Here is a 16,062-nt window from a genome sequence, read left to right as displayed (position 1 = left end):
AGAGTTCAAGCGGTGGCTTCGGCCGGGGCCGGTTGGTAAAGGGCGGTGCGGGCGAGCCAGGCTTCGATGGAATCGAAGGGGATGGTGCGGGCGAGGCTCGGCAGGATCTCGATCAACATCTCGCCGATCGGTGCCGCCGGATCGGTCCTTTGGGTGCGGACCAGGCGGTGGCGTTTCAGGCGCGCGAGCACTTGCTCCAAGTGAGTCTTCTCCGGCGGCTCGATGTTCTCGAAGGTCGCCTTGAAACGTTGCCAGAGGTCATCAACGGTGATCACGATGGACTGCTCCGCGCGGCTATTGCGGTGATCGTCCCAGGCGCGCCACAAGACTAACAGAAGCAGCGTCTCATCCTTCGTGAACTGCGCGAGCAGCAGGCAAGCCTCCGGGCGCGGACGCGCCTGGAGCAAATAGAAATCGTCATCCACGATCAGTTCCAAGCCGAGCGGCGCGAGGAAATCCTTGAGATGCTCCTGGTAGTGATCGCGGGCGAGCAAGAAGAGATCGCGGCCGCTGCCCTCGGTGCCGAGCAAAGTGCCGCGACCGAGCAACTCGGCGAGGATCTCGCGCATCGGGGCGCGGTCGGTATCGGGGACGTCCGGCCAGAAGCGCGGCCAGTGGGGATCGGAATCGCTCATGCTTGGCGGGTGATGGTAAAACGCTCGATGTTCCATTCCGCCTGCTCGTCCATGGGAATGGACGCGGGATCGAGACCGTCCAGGCGGCGCGGACCGTCCACGGCCCAGCGCAGTACCCGGCCGTCGGCCATGGTGGCGTGGTCGTAGGCAGCGGTGGCGAGGAGATCGAGCAGGTCGTCGATGGTGGCGGAAGCGAAGGTCTCGGTGCCGGCGGTGCCCGCTACTTCGTCCATCAGGCGGGCCACCAGCCGTGCCGCACGCTGCGGCGTGAGGGCGAGGCGCTGGCGCTCCTTGAGAGCTTCGAGGGTATCCTCCTCGTCGTTCTCGCGCTCGCCGCCGAGACTGAAGGAAAGATCCGCGGCAGCGCGGGTCCTCCGGGTTCGGGCCAGCGACTCCACGCCGTAAAAGCAGCGCATCTCAGGCACCATCAGGATGAAGTCCGGCTCCGCATCGCGCAGCGAGACCAGCTTGCTTCCGGCATGGGCTGCGTTGACCGCGGCGCAATACGACTTTACGACCTCCGGCCGACGTCCGCGAAGTTCGGTCTGATAGGTGTAGCGCTGCTGGGACAGGCGGTTGAACCCCGCCATGCGCGCGTCGATCGCATCGGCCACCAAACGGATCGAAGAAAGGCGGCGTTCAAGATCGCGCAGGGCCCGCTCGCCGCGCGCATAGGCGTCATCTGCCTGCCAGCCGTAGTGGCCGGATAAGCCTTCGGCCAGGCGCTCCTTGACCAGCGGCTGGTCGCGGATGTCCGAAACCTTGATGCGGATCGCCTGCAGCCGCGGTAGCAGGCCGTTCCTACGAAGGGCATCGTAACAGACCATGTGCTGGCCGGCACCGAACTCCGCGTAAAGCAGCCGCAGGGTCTCGGCGGGCGACTCGCTGGCGCGCTGCCGCTGGTCGAAGATCGAGATCAGCTTCTCCACACCGTGGAGCTGGATCACCGCATTCTCCAGCCGCGAGTTCAGGTCGGTGACGGTCGCACGCAGTTCGTCCGGCGTCCTGAAATGCGGATCAAGAATCTCAGGCCGCTCCAAGGTCTCACAAACACCCCGCACCGTGTCCGCGAAGGTGGTCAGCTCGGCGACTTCATCCTCCGCCAATTCCCGCAGCAGCCGCAGCAGCGGGCGCAGGCCGGGCGAGACCAGCGACCAACGCTCATGAAGTCCGAGCTGCTGATCCTCCACCCAGCCGGAATCGCAGAGGCGGTTGAAAAGCTGGCCCGCACGCTGCCGCGCATCCCGCAGCGAGGCGCCCTCGTCTTCCCCGAGCTGGATATCCGGGTGGGATCCGAGGGTCTCGCGCACCAGTGCAATCGCATCCGCATGGGGAATCCGCCCGGCATCCCCGGCCGCTTCGGCGATCCGGTCCGCGCAGTCGATGTAGATCGCGGCGGACGGCCGCGACAGCGGACGGAAGAAGTCCCGGGAGACGGATCCGAGCAAGCGGCGGCTGAGAGAATCGGAATCCATCGGGCAGGGACGGCGAAGCTACCGGATCGGCCCCGGCTGCCAAGCATCGTTCGGTTCCGGCACCCGCCAGCGGGATCTTGGACGATCATTTTCAACGAGTCACGACGATACCATCACCTCGATTGAGGGAGGACAACCATCCCAAAACCGGCCGCTTGATCCCGTGCCGCGTTATCGCTAGCTTCCCGGAAGCCGAAGGCGACCCCGGTTCCGTCGCCCAAGCGAAACCATCCCCCCGTGTGTTTCCCATGATCAAGGTTCGAGTAAGCCGGCTCCCGCGCTCGGCATGGCCGTTTGTTTCCATCTGCCAGTTCGCGTCCGCTGCGCCCACCGGTGCCAACTGGGGATTTGAGAACAGTCTCACCGGCTGGACCAATTCCGGAGTGGCCATCGAGAGCACCCAGGCCAAGGTCTACGCCGGGAGCAAGAGCTTGGCTCTGCGTGGCGGCTTCATCCAGCAGAGCATCGCCGGCCTCCAGGCTGGCTCGGTGCATACCGTCTCGCTCGCCTACCGCGACGACAACGAGGAAGAATGGATCCTGTCCCATGCCCGGGTGCTGATCAACGGCCAAGCGATCGGCGAGATTCACAACGGCCAGAGCAACGAATACCTTCATGGCGGCCTCGAATTCACGGCTCTTGCTGCCACCGCGACCCTGCGGATCGAATCCCTGACCGCCGGTCCGAAGGGATTTCTGCTGGATAGCATCGCCGTGACGACCGGGAGCCTGCCCCTACCGCCGCAGAAGGCGTGGACCTCGCTGACCGCGATCAATGATTCGCGGGGCGGGCGGAGGCTCGCTAACGGCGGATTCGAGGACCCCACCAGCGATCCCGACACCGACCCCTTTAACAGCGGCCCCGCCGGCAGTCCCCACCTGTCCGGATCTTCCCTGCCCGGCTGGCTGGTGACCCGGGAAAACGTGGATATCATCGCGTACGGCGGAGCCAATGCCCCGGAGGGCAGCAAGGCGCTCGATACCGGCGGCCATGGGCCCGGGGGGATCGCCCAGACCATCACCGGCCTGCAGCCCGGGGCAGCCTATACTTTCTCGTTCCTCTACGCCCGTCACATCTACTGGGGTGAGCAGGACATGACCGGAGAAGTCCACGCCAACGGGCGGCGCGTCGCCTCGCTGGTCCGCAACATTCACCAGACCTGGGATGACGGCTATACCTTGAAAGAGATTCCGGTGCTGGCTTCCCCCCAAGGCTCTCTCACGGTCGAGCTCCGCTCCACGACCACGGATCAGGGAGGAAATATCATCTATGACGACGTCCGCCTCCGCCAAGGGGGCGATGGATACAGCGCGTGGTCCTTGCACCATGGCCTGCCCGCCGACCGCGAGGCGGACGTGGATGGCGACGGGTTCTCCAGCAATCTGGAGTTCCTATTCGGCAGCGACCCACGCGTCCGCCAGACGACACCTCTCGCAAAGATCGAGGGCGGCCAGCGGCTTCTGCGGGTTCCCATCAGCGGCTTGGCACGTTCCTCCGGCTATACCCACTTGCTTCGGTGCAGCCGCGATCTGAAGACCTGGCGCAATGCCACGGACGCCGCCAGTGGCATGACTCCAATCTCGGACAGCTCGGCAGCCGGGGTGAATGGCGAGCGCGTGTTCCGGATCGGATCCGGAGAGCCGAGCTTGTATTGGACCCACGGCTTTGCAGCACCTTGAGCAACCCCTCAATCACCATGAAAGCCGCCATCCCGATTCTCCGTATCTTCGACGAAGCGAAAGCGAAGGAACATTACGTCGGCTTCTTCGGTTTCAAAATCGATTGGGAGCACCGTTTCGGCGAGAACTTTCCCCTCTACTGCCAGATCTCCCGCGGGGAATGTGTGATCCATCTCTCGGAGCATCACGGCGATGCCTCCCCGGGCTCCGCGCTGCGCATCGAGACACCCGGCCTGCTCGCCTATTGCCAGGAACTGCGGGCAAAGGAGTATAAGTATTCCAGACCGGGAGATCCCGAGGAAACCCCGTGGGGCACCAAGGAAATCCGCATTGGCGATCCCTTTGGCAATCGCCTCGTTTTCTACGAGAACGTCCCGTGCAAGGAGCCCGAGACTGCTGGCTGACCCCCGTCGGATCACCTCGCTCCACCCGCGACCCGGATCGTTTCTCCAGTCACCCAGTAAGATCCGCTCGAGGCCAGGAAGGCGGCGACGGCCGCGATGTCCCCGGGGTCTCCAATTCTTCCCAGCGGCGTAAGGGTAATATACTGCTTCACGCTTTCCTCACCGAACAGGCCTTCGGCCACGGTCCCTTCACTTCGGGTATAGCCAGGAGCAATCGCGTTGACCCGGATCTTCCGCGAACCTAGCTCCGCCGAGAGCCCTTGGGTCAGATTCTCCACCGCCGCCTTCGTCGCGGAATACAAGATTCCATTCGGCAGTGAATGACTGCCCGCCAGAGAACTGACGTTGATCACGGACCCGCCCTCGAACCCGAATTGCTTGATCGCCTCCTGGATGGTCAGGATGGAACCGAGCACGTTGGTGGAAAACTCGCGCTGGAACTCGGCAACCGTGATCCTCTCGAAAGGCTCGAACTTGAAGACGCCGGCGTTGTTCACCAGCACGTCGAGTTTGCCATAAGCCTTTTTGGTTTCCGCGAAGAGCCTCCTCACGTCCTCCGGCTCCGAGACACTCGCTTGGATCGCGATGGCCTCGCCACCCGCGGCGGCAATCTCCGCGACCACCCGCTCGGCGCCCTCCCGGCTCGACGCATAGTTCACGACGACCGATGCGCCTTCCGCGGCGAGCGCCCTGGCAATGGCGGCACCGATGCCCTTCGAGGCTCCGGTGACGAGCGCCACCTTGTCTGTTAGATACTTCATGTTTCTGGAACCGAAAAAGGTTTTCAGGAGCCGTTCGCTCAAAATCGAAGAGCCAGGGCGCTCGAAGTGGCGACACCTGGTTTGAGGTGCTTCTTCAACATCTCCGAGGTCTGGTGCAGGGCATCTCGCACCGCCGGCACCTGGCTGATCGCATTGAGCAACCCGTAATCGTGGATGAGGCTCTCATAGCGCACCGCGGTCACATCCACGCCGGCTCCATCAAGCTTGCGTGCGTAGGCCAGCCCCTCGTCCCGCAGGACGTCATTCCCGGCCACCTGAATCAAGGCGGGAGGCAATCCCTCGAGTTGCGCCGCCGTCGCTTGCAGCGGCGAGGCATGGATCTCCCGGCGCTTATCCGGATCGGGCGCATAGGCGTCCCAGAACCACATCATCATCGCCCGCGAAAGGAAGTAGCCTTCCGCGTATTCAAGATATGAACCGGTGCCGAAGTTGGCGTCCGTCACCGGCCAGAGCATGATCTGGCATCGGAAGTCCGGCCCGCCCCGCTGCTTCGCCATGAGCGCGACGGCAGCGGTCATATTGCCACCCACGCTGTTGCCTACGATGGCCAGTTGCTTGCCATCCACCTTGATCTCTTCGCCGTGCGCTGCCACCCACTTCGCCGCGGCGTGGATCTCATTGATCGCCGTGGGGTATTGCGCCTCGGGAGACGGAGTGTAGTTCACGAACACCGCGGTGAAACCGCTGTCAGCCACGAGATCGCGGACGAACCGCTCGTGGGTCGGGAAGTCGCCGAGGATCCAACCTCCACCATGGACGAAGATGAAAGCCGGCAGCACCGCCTCGCTGCCTGGGGGGCGGACAATGGTCAGATCGACTTTCCATCCGTCCTGGACGACGGTCTTCTGCTCGATGTCGCAGGCCGGGAGCTCGAGCGGGACGGATGCCTGGGCATCCACGAGGACTTTCCTCGCCGCGGCAGGCGTCAGCATTTCGATCGGCTTGCCATCGCCGGAATTGAGCATCTTGAGGAACTCGCGGATGCGGTGATCGACTTTCGGATTTTCGGCAGGGTTGATGAGATTCATTTTGGTAGCTTGGAGATTGGTTTTCGGGCGCTGAGCGGGGAGGGAAGTTGCAGCGCTCGCCAGCCGGGAGGAGGTCGCGAACGCCGCAGAATATCAGTCTGTAGACATGAGTTCCGGGCAATCAGGCGAAACGGCTGGTGGCAGGCCTCCTGCCGGGCCGCGCCGATATGCCGAGCGCGATGCCAAGCAAGGCCGGGAGCGTGACAGCGGGGAAATCACGGATGAGGGTCGATGGTCCGCAGATGCCTTCGATTACTTCCCACACATGCAGCAGGGCATGGGCGCAGAGCCAGGAGGTCGCCGCCATCCACAGGACGAACCGGCTCCCGGGACTGAACATTCCAATACCGAATGCGACCCCCAGGAACATTTGGATCAGCCCGATATCGCGGACGAAATGCTGATTGAAGGGGCCGGTGTGGCTCACCCCCGGAACGAAGTGATACCATTCCGATGGTACGACAAGCATCGTAAGTCCGTTCCCGAAAAGGAACAGGGCATTGAACGCTGCCGCCGTGAGCAGCCCCGCCGCGATGGCGCGGTTTCCATCTATCATATTCATGATCGTTGATTTTCGGGTCTCTGATGGCGCGATTCCCCGCTCAAACCGTGGCCAGGAACCGGTTCAGCCAGTCCTTGAAGTGCGTCGGGCCATACAGCGGCTTGTCGCCGGGTGTCAGGCTCCGGTCGTTCAGGGCCGTGCCGAAATAGAAGGCCTTGGGATCCGTGATCACCGTCCGGGTGTCGCCAGTCGCGCTCAGGTACTGCCGGATGAACTCATTCTGGCGGATCGCCTCCGGCCCTGCCACCTCGACCATCCCGTTCAAGGGCTCCGCAAGCGCGATCTTCGCCAACGCCGCGGAGACATCAGCCGCCGCGATCGGCTGCATCATCGCCGGCGGCACGTGAACCGTTTCGCCCTTGGTGGCCGTTTTGGCCATCGCCCCCGCGAACTCGAAGAACTGTGTCGCGCGGACGATCGTGTAAGGAATCGAGAAGGCCTTGATCAGGTTCTCCTGCGCCATCTTCCCGCGGAAGTAGCCGCTCGCCAGCATTCGTTCGGTGCCGACCACCGAGAGCGCCACGTGATGCTTGACGCCCGCCGCCGCTTCCGCCGCGAGCAGGTTGCGGCCCGAGGTCTCGAAGAACTCCATCACCGCCTTGTCCTCGAAAGACGGGGAATTCGCCACGTCGATGACCACTTGCGCACCTGCCAGCGCCGCCGCCAGACCCTCGCCGGTGACGGTGTTGATGCCCGAGGACGGAGATCCCACCACGACCTCATGGCCTTGCTCCCCGAGGATCTTCACCACATTGCTGCCGATCAGCCCCGTGCCGCCGATCACGACGACCTTCATCTTCTTGCCCGTATTCATATGCTTCAGGTTTATTCTTTTTGATGATGGAGCCGGGCTCCGGTTACGCCTTGGGCAACCGCTGAACCCGCTCTCTTCATCCATGCTTAGGGAAAGCATCGGAACGCCGTGACAAAGAGTCGGCGCAATCAAAACCAGGCACCTATCTTCTTCCGCTTACTCGAGGTCCTCGATCGATACGAAGCGCTCCCAAAGGCCGGAAGGCTGCTTGATCTTCATCGCCATTGGCTCGCTTCCCCGATGTGGAAGAAAAAGGGTAACGGCTCCATCAGCCCGCTTGAGCTCGGTCCCGTCCACGCCTTCGACCATGACGGCCGCGTCGACCGAGAAGCGATGCTCGTTCCTTCCGGACGCCTGAGTCTCCGTCCACTCTTTACCCTTCCTTATCCACCGGCGTCTTCCCAGATCATCGGAAGGATAGTCGTAAGCGAATCCGGCGAGTGACTTCTCCAAGGCGCGTTCAAGATTTTTGCTCTCGGCGGCAAGCCCGGGAGCTTCCTTGAGCAAGGCCCGGAAGTCGGAGCGCAGCGCCAGCGAGGGAAGCTTCACCTCCTCGCAAAACTTCTCCACATCCGCATAGCCGCCGGCGACGGCATGGCGGAGCATTCTAACAATTTTCCGGGCGTAATCCTCCGCCGGGCCATCGGGCTGCAAGCCGGCACCTTCAAGCAGTCCGAGCGCACGCGCCCCGGTGGATGCGGCTTCATGGCATCGCTTGCTATCTTGTGGGAATAGCCTTGCCACCTTCCACGCCGCCGCCAGCGCACCTTCGTGATCACCGCATTTCAGGTCAGTCTCCGCGAGCTCCTTCAGCAGATCCGCAAGCGGTGCCCGCTCTTGATCCGGCCGGCGCGAGAACTCCTTCTCCTCGATCTCGATCGCCCGCAGCAGATACCCCCTCGCGTCCTGCCACGCTTCGGCTTTGCCGCGATGCTTCGCGAGATGAGAAAGGATCACGACCGGCGAGGTGCGGAACCTCGGCACTTCCGGGAAATCCGCCGCGAGCTTCTCCGCGATGACGAGGCCCTCCTCGCACGCGGCGGTCGCTTCCGGCAGCCGTTCCAAGCCTTTCAGCGCAACCGCCCGGTGCATCTTCACGATCGCCACATTCTGCCGCAGGTCCGGCCGGCTCGGAACTTCGTTGGCGAGACTTTGGAATATCTCCAAGGAACGATCCTGTGCCTGCAGGCCCTCCAGGTGTTTCCCCATCCTGCAGAGGACCAATCCGTGTCCCGTAAGAATCCCCGCCAAGGACTCCCGCTGACTCGGATCCAGCTTAAATTCGCGTCCCAAGTTTTCGTAGAGATCCCGCGCTTCCTGATAGCAGGCGTCGGACTTGGTATTGTCGCCGCGAGAGTAGGCAAGCTTGGCAGCCAAGTTCCGCAGGTGCGCGAGCTGCTGAATCTGTATCGGCTCCCCGGATTCCGAGACGAGGGCTCTCTGAATCTGGGTAGCTCGCTCGTAGAGCGACTCCGCTTCGGCCGCTCCTTGGCTACCCCGCAGCTCGCCTGCCATATTCGCCAGCGCCAGGGAGAGATCCTTGCGGACCTTCTGGTCCAGAGGTCTCTCCGCGTGGATCTTTTCCAATAGCTCGATGGAACGCCTCCTCATCACATCCGCCTCCGCGCGATCACCCGCCATGCTCAAGATCACTGCCAGATTATTGGCGCTCGCCGACAGATCCCGGCCATGGGAGGCATCCTGCGGAAATTCCCTTACAAGCGATTCTCCGATTTCCAGCGCTTGGCGCTGGGCTTCAACCGCCTTCGATATGTCTCCAATGCTATGATAGACTGCAGCCAACCGGCCAAGGGCCACCGCTTGGTCGGCCCGGGTTTGCGGATCGGAGCCGCTTCGGGATGCCAGTTCCTGGTAAAAGCCGATCGCCTTTCCTAACAACGAGATCTTCAGATCGGAGAAGTCGGCATCGTTGAGCCGCGCGTGGGTGGTGACATCGCTCAGGTAGACGTCGATGACCTCCTTGGCCTTGTTGAGGTTTTCCTCCGCCTCCTTCCGGTTCCGTTCCGATTCCTTCCGGTTTCGTTCCGACTCCCCCAGATTCCTTTCTGCAGTTCTCCGGTTTTGTTCCGCCTCCCTTGCCTGCCACAGGCTCACGACCGTGCCGCCAACGATCGCCATGGCCACGAGTCCCGCAGCCACCAGCGCTGCCGCATTGCGCCGCGCGAACTTCCCCAGTCGGTAGCTCCAGGTCGGGGCCATCGCGGTTACAGTCGCCCCGTCGAGATGCGCCCTGATGTCCAGCGCCAGTGCCGTGGCGGTCCCGTAGCGGCGCCGCCGGTCCTTCTCCAGAGCCATCATCGTCACCCGGTCGAGGTCGCCGCGAAGCGAGCGGATCAGCCGGGTCGCGTCTGTCTTGCGAAGCCCCGTGCCCGCTCCCTCTTCTCCAGCCGTCGCCTTCGCGATACAGATGCTCGGTCGCAGCGGCTCGACCTCACGAATTTCCCGCAGCACTTCGTCGAAGGCGCGGGGTCGCCCGCCTGAAGCCAGTGGCGTCCTGCCCGTCAGCAATTCGTAGAGAATCACCCCGAGCGCATAGATGTCGCTGCGGGTGTCCACGTCGCCGGCGCTGCCCGCTTGTTCCGGGCTCATGTAGTCGGGCGTGCCGACCACCACGCCCGCGCGGGTCGCCAGCAGGCTCGATTTCAGCACCTCGTCCGCGACTCCCAGCGCCTTGGCGATCCCGAAGTCGATCACCTTCGGCACCATCTTGCCATCCACCTCCGCGACCAGGATGTTAGACGGCTTCAGGTCGCGATGCAGGATTGCCTTCTGGTGTGCGTGCTGGACGGCATGGCAGACATCGATGAACAGCTCGAGCCGTTCGCGGAGCCCGAGCTGCAGTTCATCGCAATGGGTCGTGATCGGCTTGCCGTCCACCAGTTCGAGCACGAAGTAAGGCCTGCCGGTCGTGCTCGTACCCGCATCCAGCACCCGCGCGATATTCGGGTGATCCATCAGCGCCAGGGTCTGCCGCTCCGCTTCGAAGCGGGCGATGATCTCCCGGCTATCCATCCCGGGCTTGATCAGCTTGAGGGCGACTTTCCGCTGGATCGGCTCCGTCTGCTCCGCCAGCCACACGTTGCCGAAGCCGCCGCTGCCAAGCAGTGTCAGCAAGCGGTATCGGCCGATCGATTCACCGCTTTGTTCAAGTGCGCCATCACCCGGCACGGCCGGCATTTCCTCCGGTTCAGCGCCGCCCATCCCGAGGGCGAGCAATGCCAAATCCCTCGCTCTCGGGCTCCGCAACCCTGCTTCTTCGCCTGTCGATTCCTCGGACATCGGATGCTGGGTTACCGGGATCTCATCCGCCCAAGGCCACCCTCAGGGCTCCGAGTTCTTCATCGATACGGGCCTCGTCCGGTTCATGCAGGGTCGCGGCGATCTCCTCGCGCAGACACTCCCGAAACTTCTTGCGGAGCCGGGAGACGGCTTGCCTCGCCGCCTCCGGGGTCATGTCGATTTCGCGCCCGGCGGCTTCGTAGTTCTGTCCGGAAACGGTGTCGGGACTCAGGAAAGCCTGGAGAACTTCAAACTGCTGCCCGCGGCCGGCACTCTCTTCACCGGCTCCCAGCCTCGAAACCGCCGCCCTTAGCAAGGACTGCGCCCAGACCCGGTCGTATAAGAGCTCCGGGGTTTCGTCCGTCGCCAGCTCGATGGAATAGCGCTCCTCTCCATCCTCCATCTGGAGTGACACGGCCTTCCAGCCGCCGCCCCGCTTCTGGGCCGTTTCCCGATCCCGCACATCGCCGATGTAGCGCTGGAATATCTTCAACAAAAAGGTTCGGAGGGTCCCCAGATTGCGATCCGCGAGGCCGAAGACATCCCGCTCCAGCGCATGCACGAAGAAACCCTGCGTCAGGTCTTCGGCATCTTCCTGACTGCGTCCCAACCTCCGGGCGAAGGCATACAAGGGATACCAATAATCCCGGCACAAGCCGGCGAGCGCTTCTTCACGACGCGGCAGATCGTCCGTTTCGAGCACGCGCAGTACCCCTGTCCAACGCGTGGTTGGGAAATGCGAATTTCCGTGCTGTAGCGGCATAGTCCTTTGACCTAGCCCTAGCGGCCCGCGCTCCGGTGTCAAGGCATCGCCGGGTGGCGGACTTCATCGCTCGCTTTCTCAAACTCCTTGCACCCCGCCCGTCGCATGGAATCGGCATCCGGTGAACGCGATCCAAGCCGACTCTCCGGAATCCGTCCAACTGGGGGCTTGGAAAATCGCCCACCTTCACGAGTCCATTCCCTTCCTGATGGACGGCAGCGAAAAGGCCGCCCTCGACCTGCAGCCCTGATTAAGCCCGCGCTTTCCCCAGCGGGCCTAAGTAGAAATCCCACCTGCCTCCGGTTTGCATCTTTGCCCTAACAGCGCGATGTTATCTCGTGGTGCGGGACGTGGTTCCCGCAGTTTTGAGGAGGGCTGCGAAACCGTTTCATAGCGCCCGCACCACAAAGGAAGCTAGAAGCTTGGCTAAACGCCCCCGGCCGGAAACGGTCGGGGGCCATTTTTTGCCCGTCATCAGGCCCCTCGATTACAAATTGAATTCTCATTGCCAATGGCCGGCTCCTGCGGAATTGGACAAGGCTTGTAGCTTCCCTCCACCAACCCATGAACTACCTCCTGATCGCCCTCCTGATTGTTATCGCGGGCTTCTCGTTTCGTTCCGACAAGCTGTCCAACCCCGCCTCCCTTCGGATGGCATGGATCTGGTTTGCTTGCGTTCCCTTCACGAATGCCGCGACAGCAGTCCTACGAGTTGGCAGCTTCCGCGATGCGGGCGATATCGCGCTCGTCGAAATCTGGTCGATCGGGTTCCAATGGCTGTTCCTCGGTCTCAGCATCCTGGCGCTGGCCAAAGCCATCATCCCTTCACCCGAGGCACCTCGAGCAATCCAGCGATCCTGATCGCCTCCGGAGGCGGATTGCCAGCAGGGATGCTTCATGTACCGGCAGACCCGCTTCCGTTCTTGGCACTTGGCACTTTTCCGTTCGAGCTTCACCCTCCCCTCCCATGCCTGCCGCCGACCCGCGATTCAACGAGTTCATCATCCTGCAGGCCCAGAATGCCGGGCTTTTCCTTGGCCAGATCCCCCACCCCGGCAGCGGCGAGAGGTCCGTCAACCTGCGCGCCGCCAAGTCCGTGATCGACTCCCTGGAGATGCTGGAGGCAAAAACGGCGGGCAATCTGACCGAGACCGAGGAAAAACTTCTGACGACCGCTCTTGCCAACTTGCTCCCGTTATACGAGAAAGCTGCAGGGTAAACGGTCGTTTGGATTTATTTCCACTTCCTTAAGTTTTCATCATGTCGTTCGAACCCTTCCAAATTGGCAGCGTCCCCGTCGGCGGGCCGGTGCCCTTCTTCATCCTTGGTCCCTGTGCGCTGGAGTCCGAATCCTTCGCTTGGGAAATGGCCCGCTCGATCAACGAGATCGCGAAGAAAACCGGGATCCACTACCTTTTCAAAGCCTCCTACGACAAGGCGAACCGGACCTCGGTTTCGTCCTTCCGCGGTCCGGGCGTGGCGGAGGGCTGCCGGATCCTCGGCGAGATCGGCAAGGAACTCGGGGTGCCGGTGACGACCGATGTCCACTCTCCTCAAGACGCGGAGATCGCGGCCGAGCACGTCGACTTGCTGCAAATCCCGGCTTTCCTTTGCCGCCAGACGGACCTGCTGGAGGCCGCGGCCAAGACCGGCCGGGCGGTGAACGTCAAGAAAGGCCAGTTCCTCGCCCCTTGGGACACCGTGAACATCGCCGACAAGCTGCGCGCTTTCGGCTGCCGGGATTTCCTGCTCACCGAGCGCGGCACCACCTTCGGCTACAACAACCTGGTGGCGGACATGCGCTCGCTCTACTGGATGCGTAAGGAAGGTCTGCCGGTGATCTTCGATGCCACCCACTCCGTGCAGCGCCCGGGAGGACTGGGCGGTACCACCGGCGGTGACGGCGAATTGGCGCCGGTTTTGGCCCGCGCCGCGATCGCCACCGGGGTGGATGGAATCTTCCTCGAAACGCATTCCGATCCCGCAAATGCTTTTTCCGATGGACCAAATCAGATTCCCCTCGAATTTCTCGAGGATTTGCTCGTCCGACTGGTGGCCATCCACCACGCCGCCCACGGCGCTTGATTGAGAACTCCCGTCCGCCGCTCCTCCTCTCATGCCCCACTTCCACCGCTCCCCATTGACCGCCGGCCTGCTCACCCGCGGTTTGTTATGCGCGACGCTGGCGGTGGCCGCCGCTCAAAACCCGGTGCCGGAGAAGGACAAGGATCCGGACAAGGAGGAAGCCACCGGTTTCCTGCAAGGCGACCTGTTTCCGGACAACAGCGTCCTGAAAAGGGTGATTCTCCCGAGCTTCAATCTCGATCTGCAACTGGTCAACACCCTCACCGCCGAGGAGATGACCATCGTCACCAAGAAGGACATCGAGGCGAAGAATGTCAAAATCGACTTCTTCGGCCCCAACCGCACGCACCGCGGGACGATCGACCTGAAGAAGGCCGCCTTCAATGCCTCCGACAAGATCCTGCGATCGAAGGACCCCGTGTCCTTCGTGTCGGAGAAACTCAATCTGGATGGCACGAGTCTCGACTTCGATACCGAAAACAACCGGGGCTTCCTGCATGGCCCCGTGAAGGCCGTTTCCAAATCCCCGCCCCGCACTTCCATGAATGTCTCTCCCGCCCGCAAGGCCATTGCCGCCGGAACCATGCTGATGGCTTCCGCCATGCAAGCTCCCGCCCAAGAGGAAGCCCCCAAAGCGCTCGATGTCCCGGTGCTGACGGAGAACATGAGTTCCGAGGAAAAGCAGGCCGCCTTGCAACCGACCGAGGAGCGCCTCGCCCGGATGAAGGAGGAGGCCGCAAGCCGGGCACCGCAAGTGGCCACCGCGCGGGAGACTGCCGAGAAGCTGCTGGCCGACGCCCATGACAAGTCCGAGGGCGCACGGATCACGATGAACAGCTTTTTCCAAGCCGCCGCCATGCCTGCGATGCTGGCGGAGACTGCGCCCGAGCCCGTCGGCCCCGTGCCGCGCCCGGTGCTCGATGAAATGCAGATCGGCGAGAAGACGACCATCACTTCGGATGGCGGGGGCTTCATCGACAACAACGAGGGCCTGATCGTTTTCTTGAAGAACGTGAAGGTGGTGAACCCGGAGTTCACCATGACCGCCCAGAAGGAGTTGAAGGTCTTCAGGAAGACGGATCCCGCCGCCGAGGGATCCAAGGCGGCGAAGCGGGCCGAGATGGAGAAGATCGCCGCTGAAAAAGCCGCCCGCCAGGCCGCCGGACAGGATCCCGTGGTCCAGCCCCCGCCCAAGGAGGGCACCACTCCGGCACCGGCACCCGCGCCTACCGAAGGTGCTGCTCCTGCACCCGGCGAAGGAGCCGACAAAGCCGAAAAGCCACCCGTCGATCCGGAACTCGCCGCGAAATGGAAGGCGGAGAAAGACAAGAAAAAGGCCGGAGGCTTGGGCGGGGAGAGCGAGATCAGCCGCCTGATGGCGTCGGGCACCGTAATGATCGACTACAAGCCGAAAGAAGAGGGCAAGAAGCCGATGAAAGCCGCCGCCCACCTTGTCGTCTACGATTTCGAGAAAGAGGAGATCCTGCTGCAAGGCGGTTCGCCGTGGGCCCTGATCGACGGGAATCCGGTCTCCGTCGCTGGCGACAATGCCTACATCGTGGTGACCCTCAAAGACGGCCAGCCATTGTATGCGGTGACCAAGGGCGGCTCCCTCACTGCCGAGATGCAACTCAAGGACATGAAGGAAAAGCCCAAGGATGGGAACAAGCCGAACAACGGCCCGAAGCCTCCCAACAGCGGTGACAAACCGAAGAACCGCTGAGATGCCCCCTTCCTCCTCCTCCTCGAACGGTCACGCCCTGCTCACCGCCACCGGACTCCGCAAATGCTACGCCGGGCGCGCCGTGGTGGACGGCGTGACACTCACCGTCTCGCCCGGCGAGATCGTCGGCCTGCTCGGCCCGAACGGTGCCGGCAAGACCACCTCCTTCTACATGATCGCCGGGCTGGTGCCGCCGGACGCCGGCAGCGTGCAGTTCAATGGCAGCGACATCTCGCGCATGCCGATGCACCGCCGTGCCCGCCTCGGGCTCGGCTATCTGCCTCAGGAAGAATCCGTCTTCCGCAAGCTGACCGCCTTCGAGAACCTGCTGGCCGTGCTTGAGACCCGCCCGGGACTCTCGAAGAAGGACCGCATCGCACGCGCGGAGAATTTGTTGGAGCGCTTCAAGATCACCCGGGTCCGGAACTCGGAAGCGATCGCCCTCTCCGGCGGTGAAAAGCGCCGTCTCGCCATCGCCCGCGCCCTCTGCACCGAGCCGCGCCTGCTGATGCTCGACGAGCCCTTCGCAGGCATCGACCCGATCGCCGTGGAAGACATCAAGGCGATCGTCCGCGAACTCCGGGAACGCGACGGCCTGGCGATCCTGATCACCGACCACTCGGTGCGCGAGACCCTCTCGATCGTGGACCGCGCCTTTTTGATCCACGACGGGCGCGTGATCCTCGAAGGCGCTTCGGAAGTGCTGGTGAACGACCCGATGGCGCGGAAGCACTACCTCGGCGAGGACTTCCGGATGTAACCAAGGAAGGCGCACCTAGCGCTTTTTTTCACATCGGGTTACTTTCAAGACT

Annotated in this window: 15 protein-coding genes and 1 pseudogene; 8 read left to right on the top strand and 8 right to left on the bottom strand. The window is 62.9% G+C overall.

Features of this window, described 5'->3' with window-relative positions; genetic code table 11:
* Positions 1-5: 5 nt before the first annotated feature.
* Complete coding sequence (locus ABWK72_RS20250) at positions 6-635, bottom strand: DUF4194 domain-containing protein (RefSeq protein WP_367871394.1); 630 nt, start codon at positions 633-635, stop codon at positions 6-8.
* Positions 632-2,110, bottom strand: a complete 1,479-nt coding sequence (locus ABWK72_RS20245) for a Wadjet anti-phage system protein JetA family protein (protein ID WP_367871393.1) — start codon at positions 2,108-2,110, stop codon at positions 632-634. The genes ABWK72_RS20250 and ABWK72_RS20245 overlap by 4 nt, the downstream gene beginning before the upstream one ends.
* A 248-nt stretch (positions 2,111-2,358) precedes the next feature.
* Between ABWK72_RS20245 and ABWK72_RS20240 the strand changes: the two genes are divergently transcribed.
* Positions 2,359-3,789 (top strand): hypothetical protein, encoded by a 1,431-nt coding sequence (locus tag ABWK72_RS20240; RefSeq protein ID WP_367871392.1) that lies wholly within the window; start codon positions 2,359-2,361, stop codon positions 3,787-3,789.
* A 17-nt stretch (positions 3,790-3,806) separates the two neighbouring features.
* On the top strand, positions 3,807-4,193 hold the full coding sequence (locus ABWK72_RS20235) for a glyoxalase superfamily protein (RefSeq protein WP_367871391.1): 387 nt from the start codon (positions 3,807-3,809) through the stop codon (positions 4,191-4,193).
* A gap of 11 nt (positions 4,194-4,204) precedes the next feature.
* Here ABWK72_RS20235 and ABWK72_RS20230 read toward each other — a convergent pair whose 3' ends face one another.
* From ABWK72_RS20230 to ABWK72_RS20205, 6 genes are all read right to left on the bottom strand, one after another.
* On the bottom strand, positions 4,205-4,954 hold the full coding sequence (locus tag ABWK72_RS20230; RefSeq protein ID WP_367871390.1) for an SDR family NAD(P)-dependent oxidoreductase: 750 nt from the start codon (positions 4,952-4,954) through the stop codon (positions 4,205-4,207).
* Positions 4,955-4,992: 38 nt separating this feature from the next.
* Entirely contained in the window at positions 4,993-6,003 is a 1,011-nt protein-coding gene (locus ABWK72_RS20225; protein WP_367871389.1) for an alpha/beta hydrolase, read from the bottom strand.
* A 121-nt stretch (positions 6,004-6,124) separates the two neighbouring features.
* Positions 6,125-6,565, bottom strand: a complete 441-nt coding sequence (locus tag ABWK72_RS20220) for a hypothetical protein (RefSeq protein ID WP_367871388.1) — start codon at positions 6,563-6,565, stop codon at positions 6,125-6,127.
* Positions 6,566-6,605: 40 nt separating this feature from the next.
* Positions 6,606-7,361 (bottom strand): SDR family oxidoreductase, encoded by a 756-nt coding sequence (locus ABWK72_RS20215; RefSeq protein WP_367875360.1) that lies wholly within the window; start codon positions 7,359-7,361, stop codon positions 6,606-6,608.
* Positions 7,362-7,535: 174 nt separating this feature from the next.
* Positions 7,536-10,601 (bottom strand): protein kinase, encoded by a 3,066-nt coding sequence (locus ABWK72_RS20210; protein ID WP_367871387.1) that lies wholly within the window; start codon positions 10,599-10,601, stop codon positions 7,536-7,538.
* 100 nt (positions 10,602-10,701) lie between these two features.
* Positions 10,702-11,382 (bottom strand): RNA polymerase sigma factor, encoded by a 681-nt coding sequence (locus tag ABWK72_RS20205; protein WP_367871386.1) that lies wholly within the window; start codon positions 11,380-11,382, stop codon positions 10,702-10,704.
* A gap of 229 nt (positions 11,383-11,611) precedes the next feature.
* Between ABWK72_RS20205 and ABWK72_RS20200 the strand changes: the two are divergent.
* From ABWK72_RS20200 to lptB, 6 genes and pseudogenes are all read left to right on the top strand, one after another.
* Positions 11,612-11,689 (top strand): annotated as a pseudogene (locus ABWK72_RS20200) (DUF4440 domain-containing protein); the annotation flags it as partial.
* Between the two features lie 317 nt (positions 11,690-12,006).
* On the top strand, positions 12,007-12,303 hold the full coding sequence (locus ABWK72_RS20195) for a hypothetical protein (protein ID WP_367871385.1): 297 nt from the start codon (positions 12,007-12,009) through the stop codon (positions 12,301-12,303).
* Positions 12,304-12,409: 106 nt separating this feature from the next.
* Complete coding sequence (locus ABWK72_RS20190) at positions 12,410-12,661, top strand: DUF1844 domain-containing protein (protein ID WP_367871384.1); 252 nt, start codon at positions 12,410-12,412, stop codon at positions 12,659-12,661.
* Between the two features lie 41 nt (positions 12,662-12,702).
* Positions 12,703-13,527, top strand: a complete 825-nt coding sequence (gene kdsA / locus ABWK72_RS20185) for a 3-deoxy-8-phosphooctulonate synthase (RefSeq protein WP_367871383.1) — start codon at positions 12,703-12,705, stop codon at positions 13,525-13,527.
* Between the two features lie 31 nt (positions 13,528-13,558).
* Positions 13,559-15,250: a hypothetical protein gene (locus tag ABWK72_RS20180; RefSeq protein WP_367871382.1), complete on the top strand. Its 1,692-nt coding sequence runs from the start codon at positions 13,559-13,561 to the stop codon at positions 15,248-15,250.
* A 1-nt stretch (position 15,251) separates the two neighbouring features.
* Positions 15,252-16,010 (top strand): LPS export ABC transporter ATP-binding protein, encoded by a 759-nt coding sequence (gene lptB, locus ABWK72_RS20175; protein WP_367871381.1) that lies wholly within the window; start codon positions 15,252-15,254, stop codon positions 16,008-16,010.
* Positions 16,011-16,062 lie beyond the last annotated feature (52 nt).

The organism is Luteolibacter sp. Populi (genome assembly GCF_040801775.1).
GTDB lineage: Bacteria > Verrucomicrobiota > Verrucomicrobiia > Verrucomicrobiales > Akkermansiaceae > Haloferula.
Note: the sequence above shows the minus strand (reverse complement) of the source record. Positions and strands in the feature narration are given on the sequence as shown.

What these genes read in the sequence shown, in the direction of transcription:
- ABWK72_RS20225 (WP_367871389.1), bottom strand. Translation starts at nt 6,003, where the DNA reads ATGAATCTCATCAACCCTGCCGAAAATCCGAAAGTCGATCACCGCATC.
- ABWK72_RS20215 (WP_367875360.1), bottom strand. Translation starts at nt 7,361, where the DNA reads ATGAAGGTCGTCGTGATCGGCGGCACGGGGCTGATCGGCAGCAATGTG.
- kdsA (WP_367871383.1), top strand. Translation starts at nt 12,703, where the DNA reads ATGTCGTTCGAACCCTTCCAAATTGGCAGCGTCCCCGTCGGCGGGCCG.
- ABWK72_RS20235 (WP_367871391.1), top strand. Translation starts at nt 3,807, where the DNA reads ATGAAAGCCGCCATCCCGATTCTCCGTATCTTCGACGAAGCGAAAGCG.
- ABWK72_RS20195 (WP_367871385.1), top strand. Translation starts at nt 12,007, where the DNA reads ATGAACTACCTCCTGATCGCCCTCCTGATTGTTATCGCGGGCTTCTCG.
- ABWK72_RS20180 (WP_367871382.1), top strand. Translation starts at nt 13,559, where the DNA reads ATGCCCCACTTCCACCGCTCCCCATTGACCGCCGGCCTGCTCACCCGC.
- ABWK72_RS20230 (WP_367871390.1), bottom strand. Translation starts at nt 4,954, where the DNA reads ATGAAGTATCTAACAGACAAGGTGGCGCTCGTCACCGGAGCCTCGAAG.
- ABWK72_RS20210 (WP_367871387.1), bottom strand. Translation starts at nt 10,601, where the DNA reads ATGGGCGGCGCTGAACCGGAGGAAATGCCGGCCGTGCCGGGTGATGGC.
- lptB (WP_367871381.1), top strand. Translation starts at nt 15,252, where the DNA reads ATGCCCCCTTCCTCCTCCTCCTCGAACGGTCACGCCCTGCTCACCGCC.
- ABWK72_RS20240 (WP_367871392.1), top strand. Translation starts at nt 2,359, where the DNA reads ATGATCAAGGTTCGAGTAAGCCGGCTCCCGCGCTCGGCATGGCCGTTT.
- ABWK72_RS20220 (WP_367871388.1), bottom strand. Translation starts at nt 6,565, where the DNA reads ATGAATATGATAGATGGAAACCGCGCCATCGCGGCGGGGCTGCTCACG.
- ABWK72_RS20245 (WP_367871393.1), bottom strand. Translation starts at nt 2,110, where the DNA reads ATGGATTCCGATTCTCTCAGCCGCCGCTTGCTCGGATCCGTCTCCCGG.
- ABWK72_RS20190 (WP_367871384.1), top strand. Translation starts at nt 12,410, where the DNA reads ATGCCTGCCGCCGACCCGCGATTCAACGAGTTCATCATCCTGCAGGCC.
- ABWK72_RS20250 (WP_367871394.1), bottom strand. Translation starts at nt 635, where the DNA reads ATGAGCGATTCCGATCCCCACTGGCCGCGCTTCTGGCCGGACGTCCCC.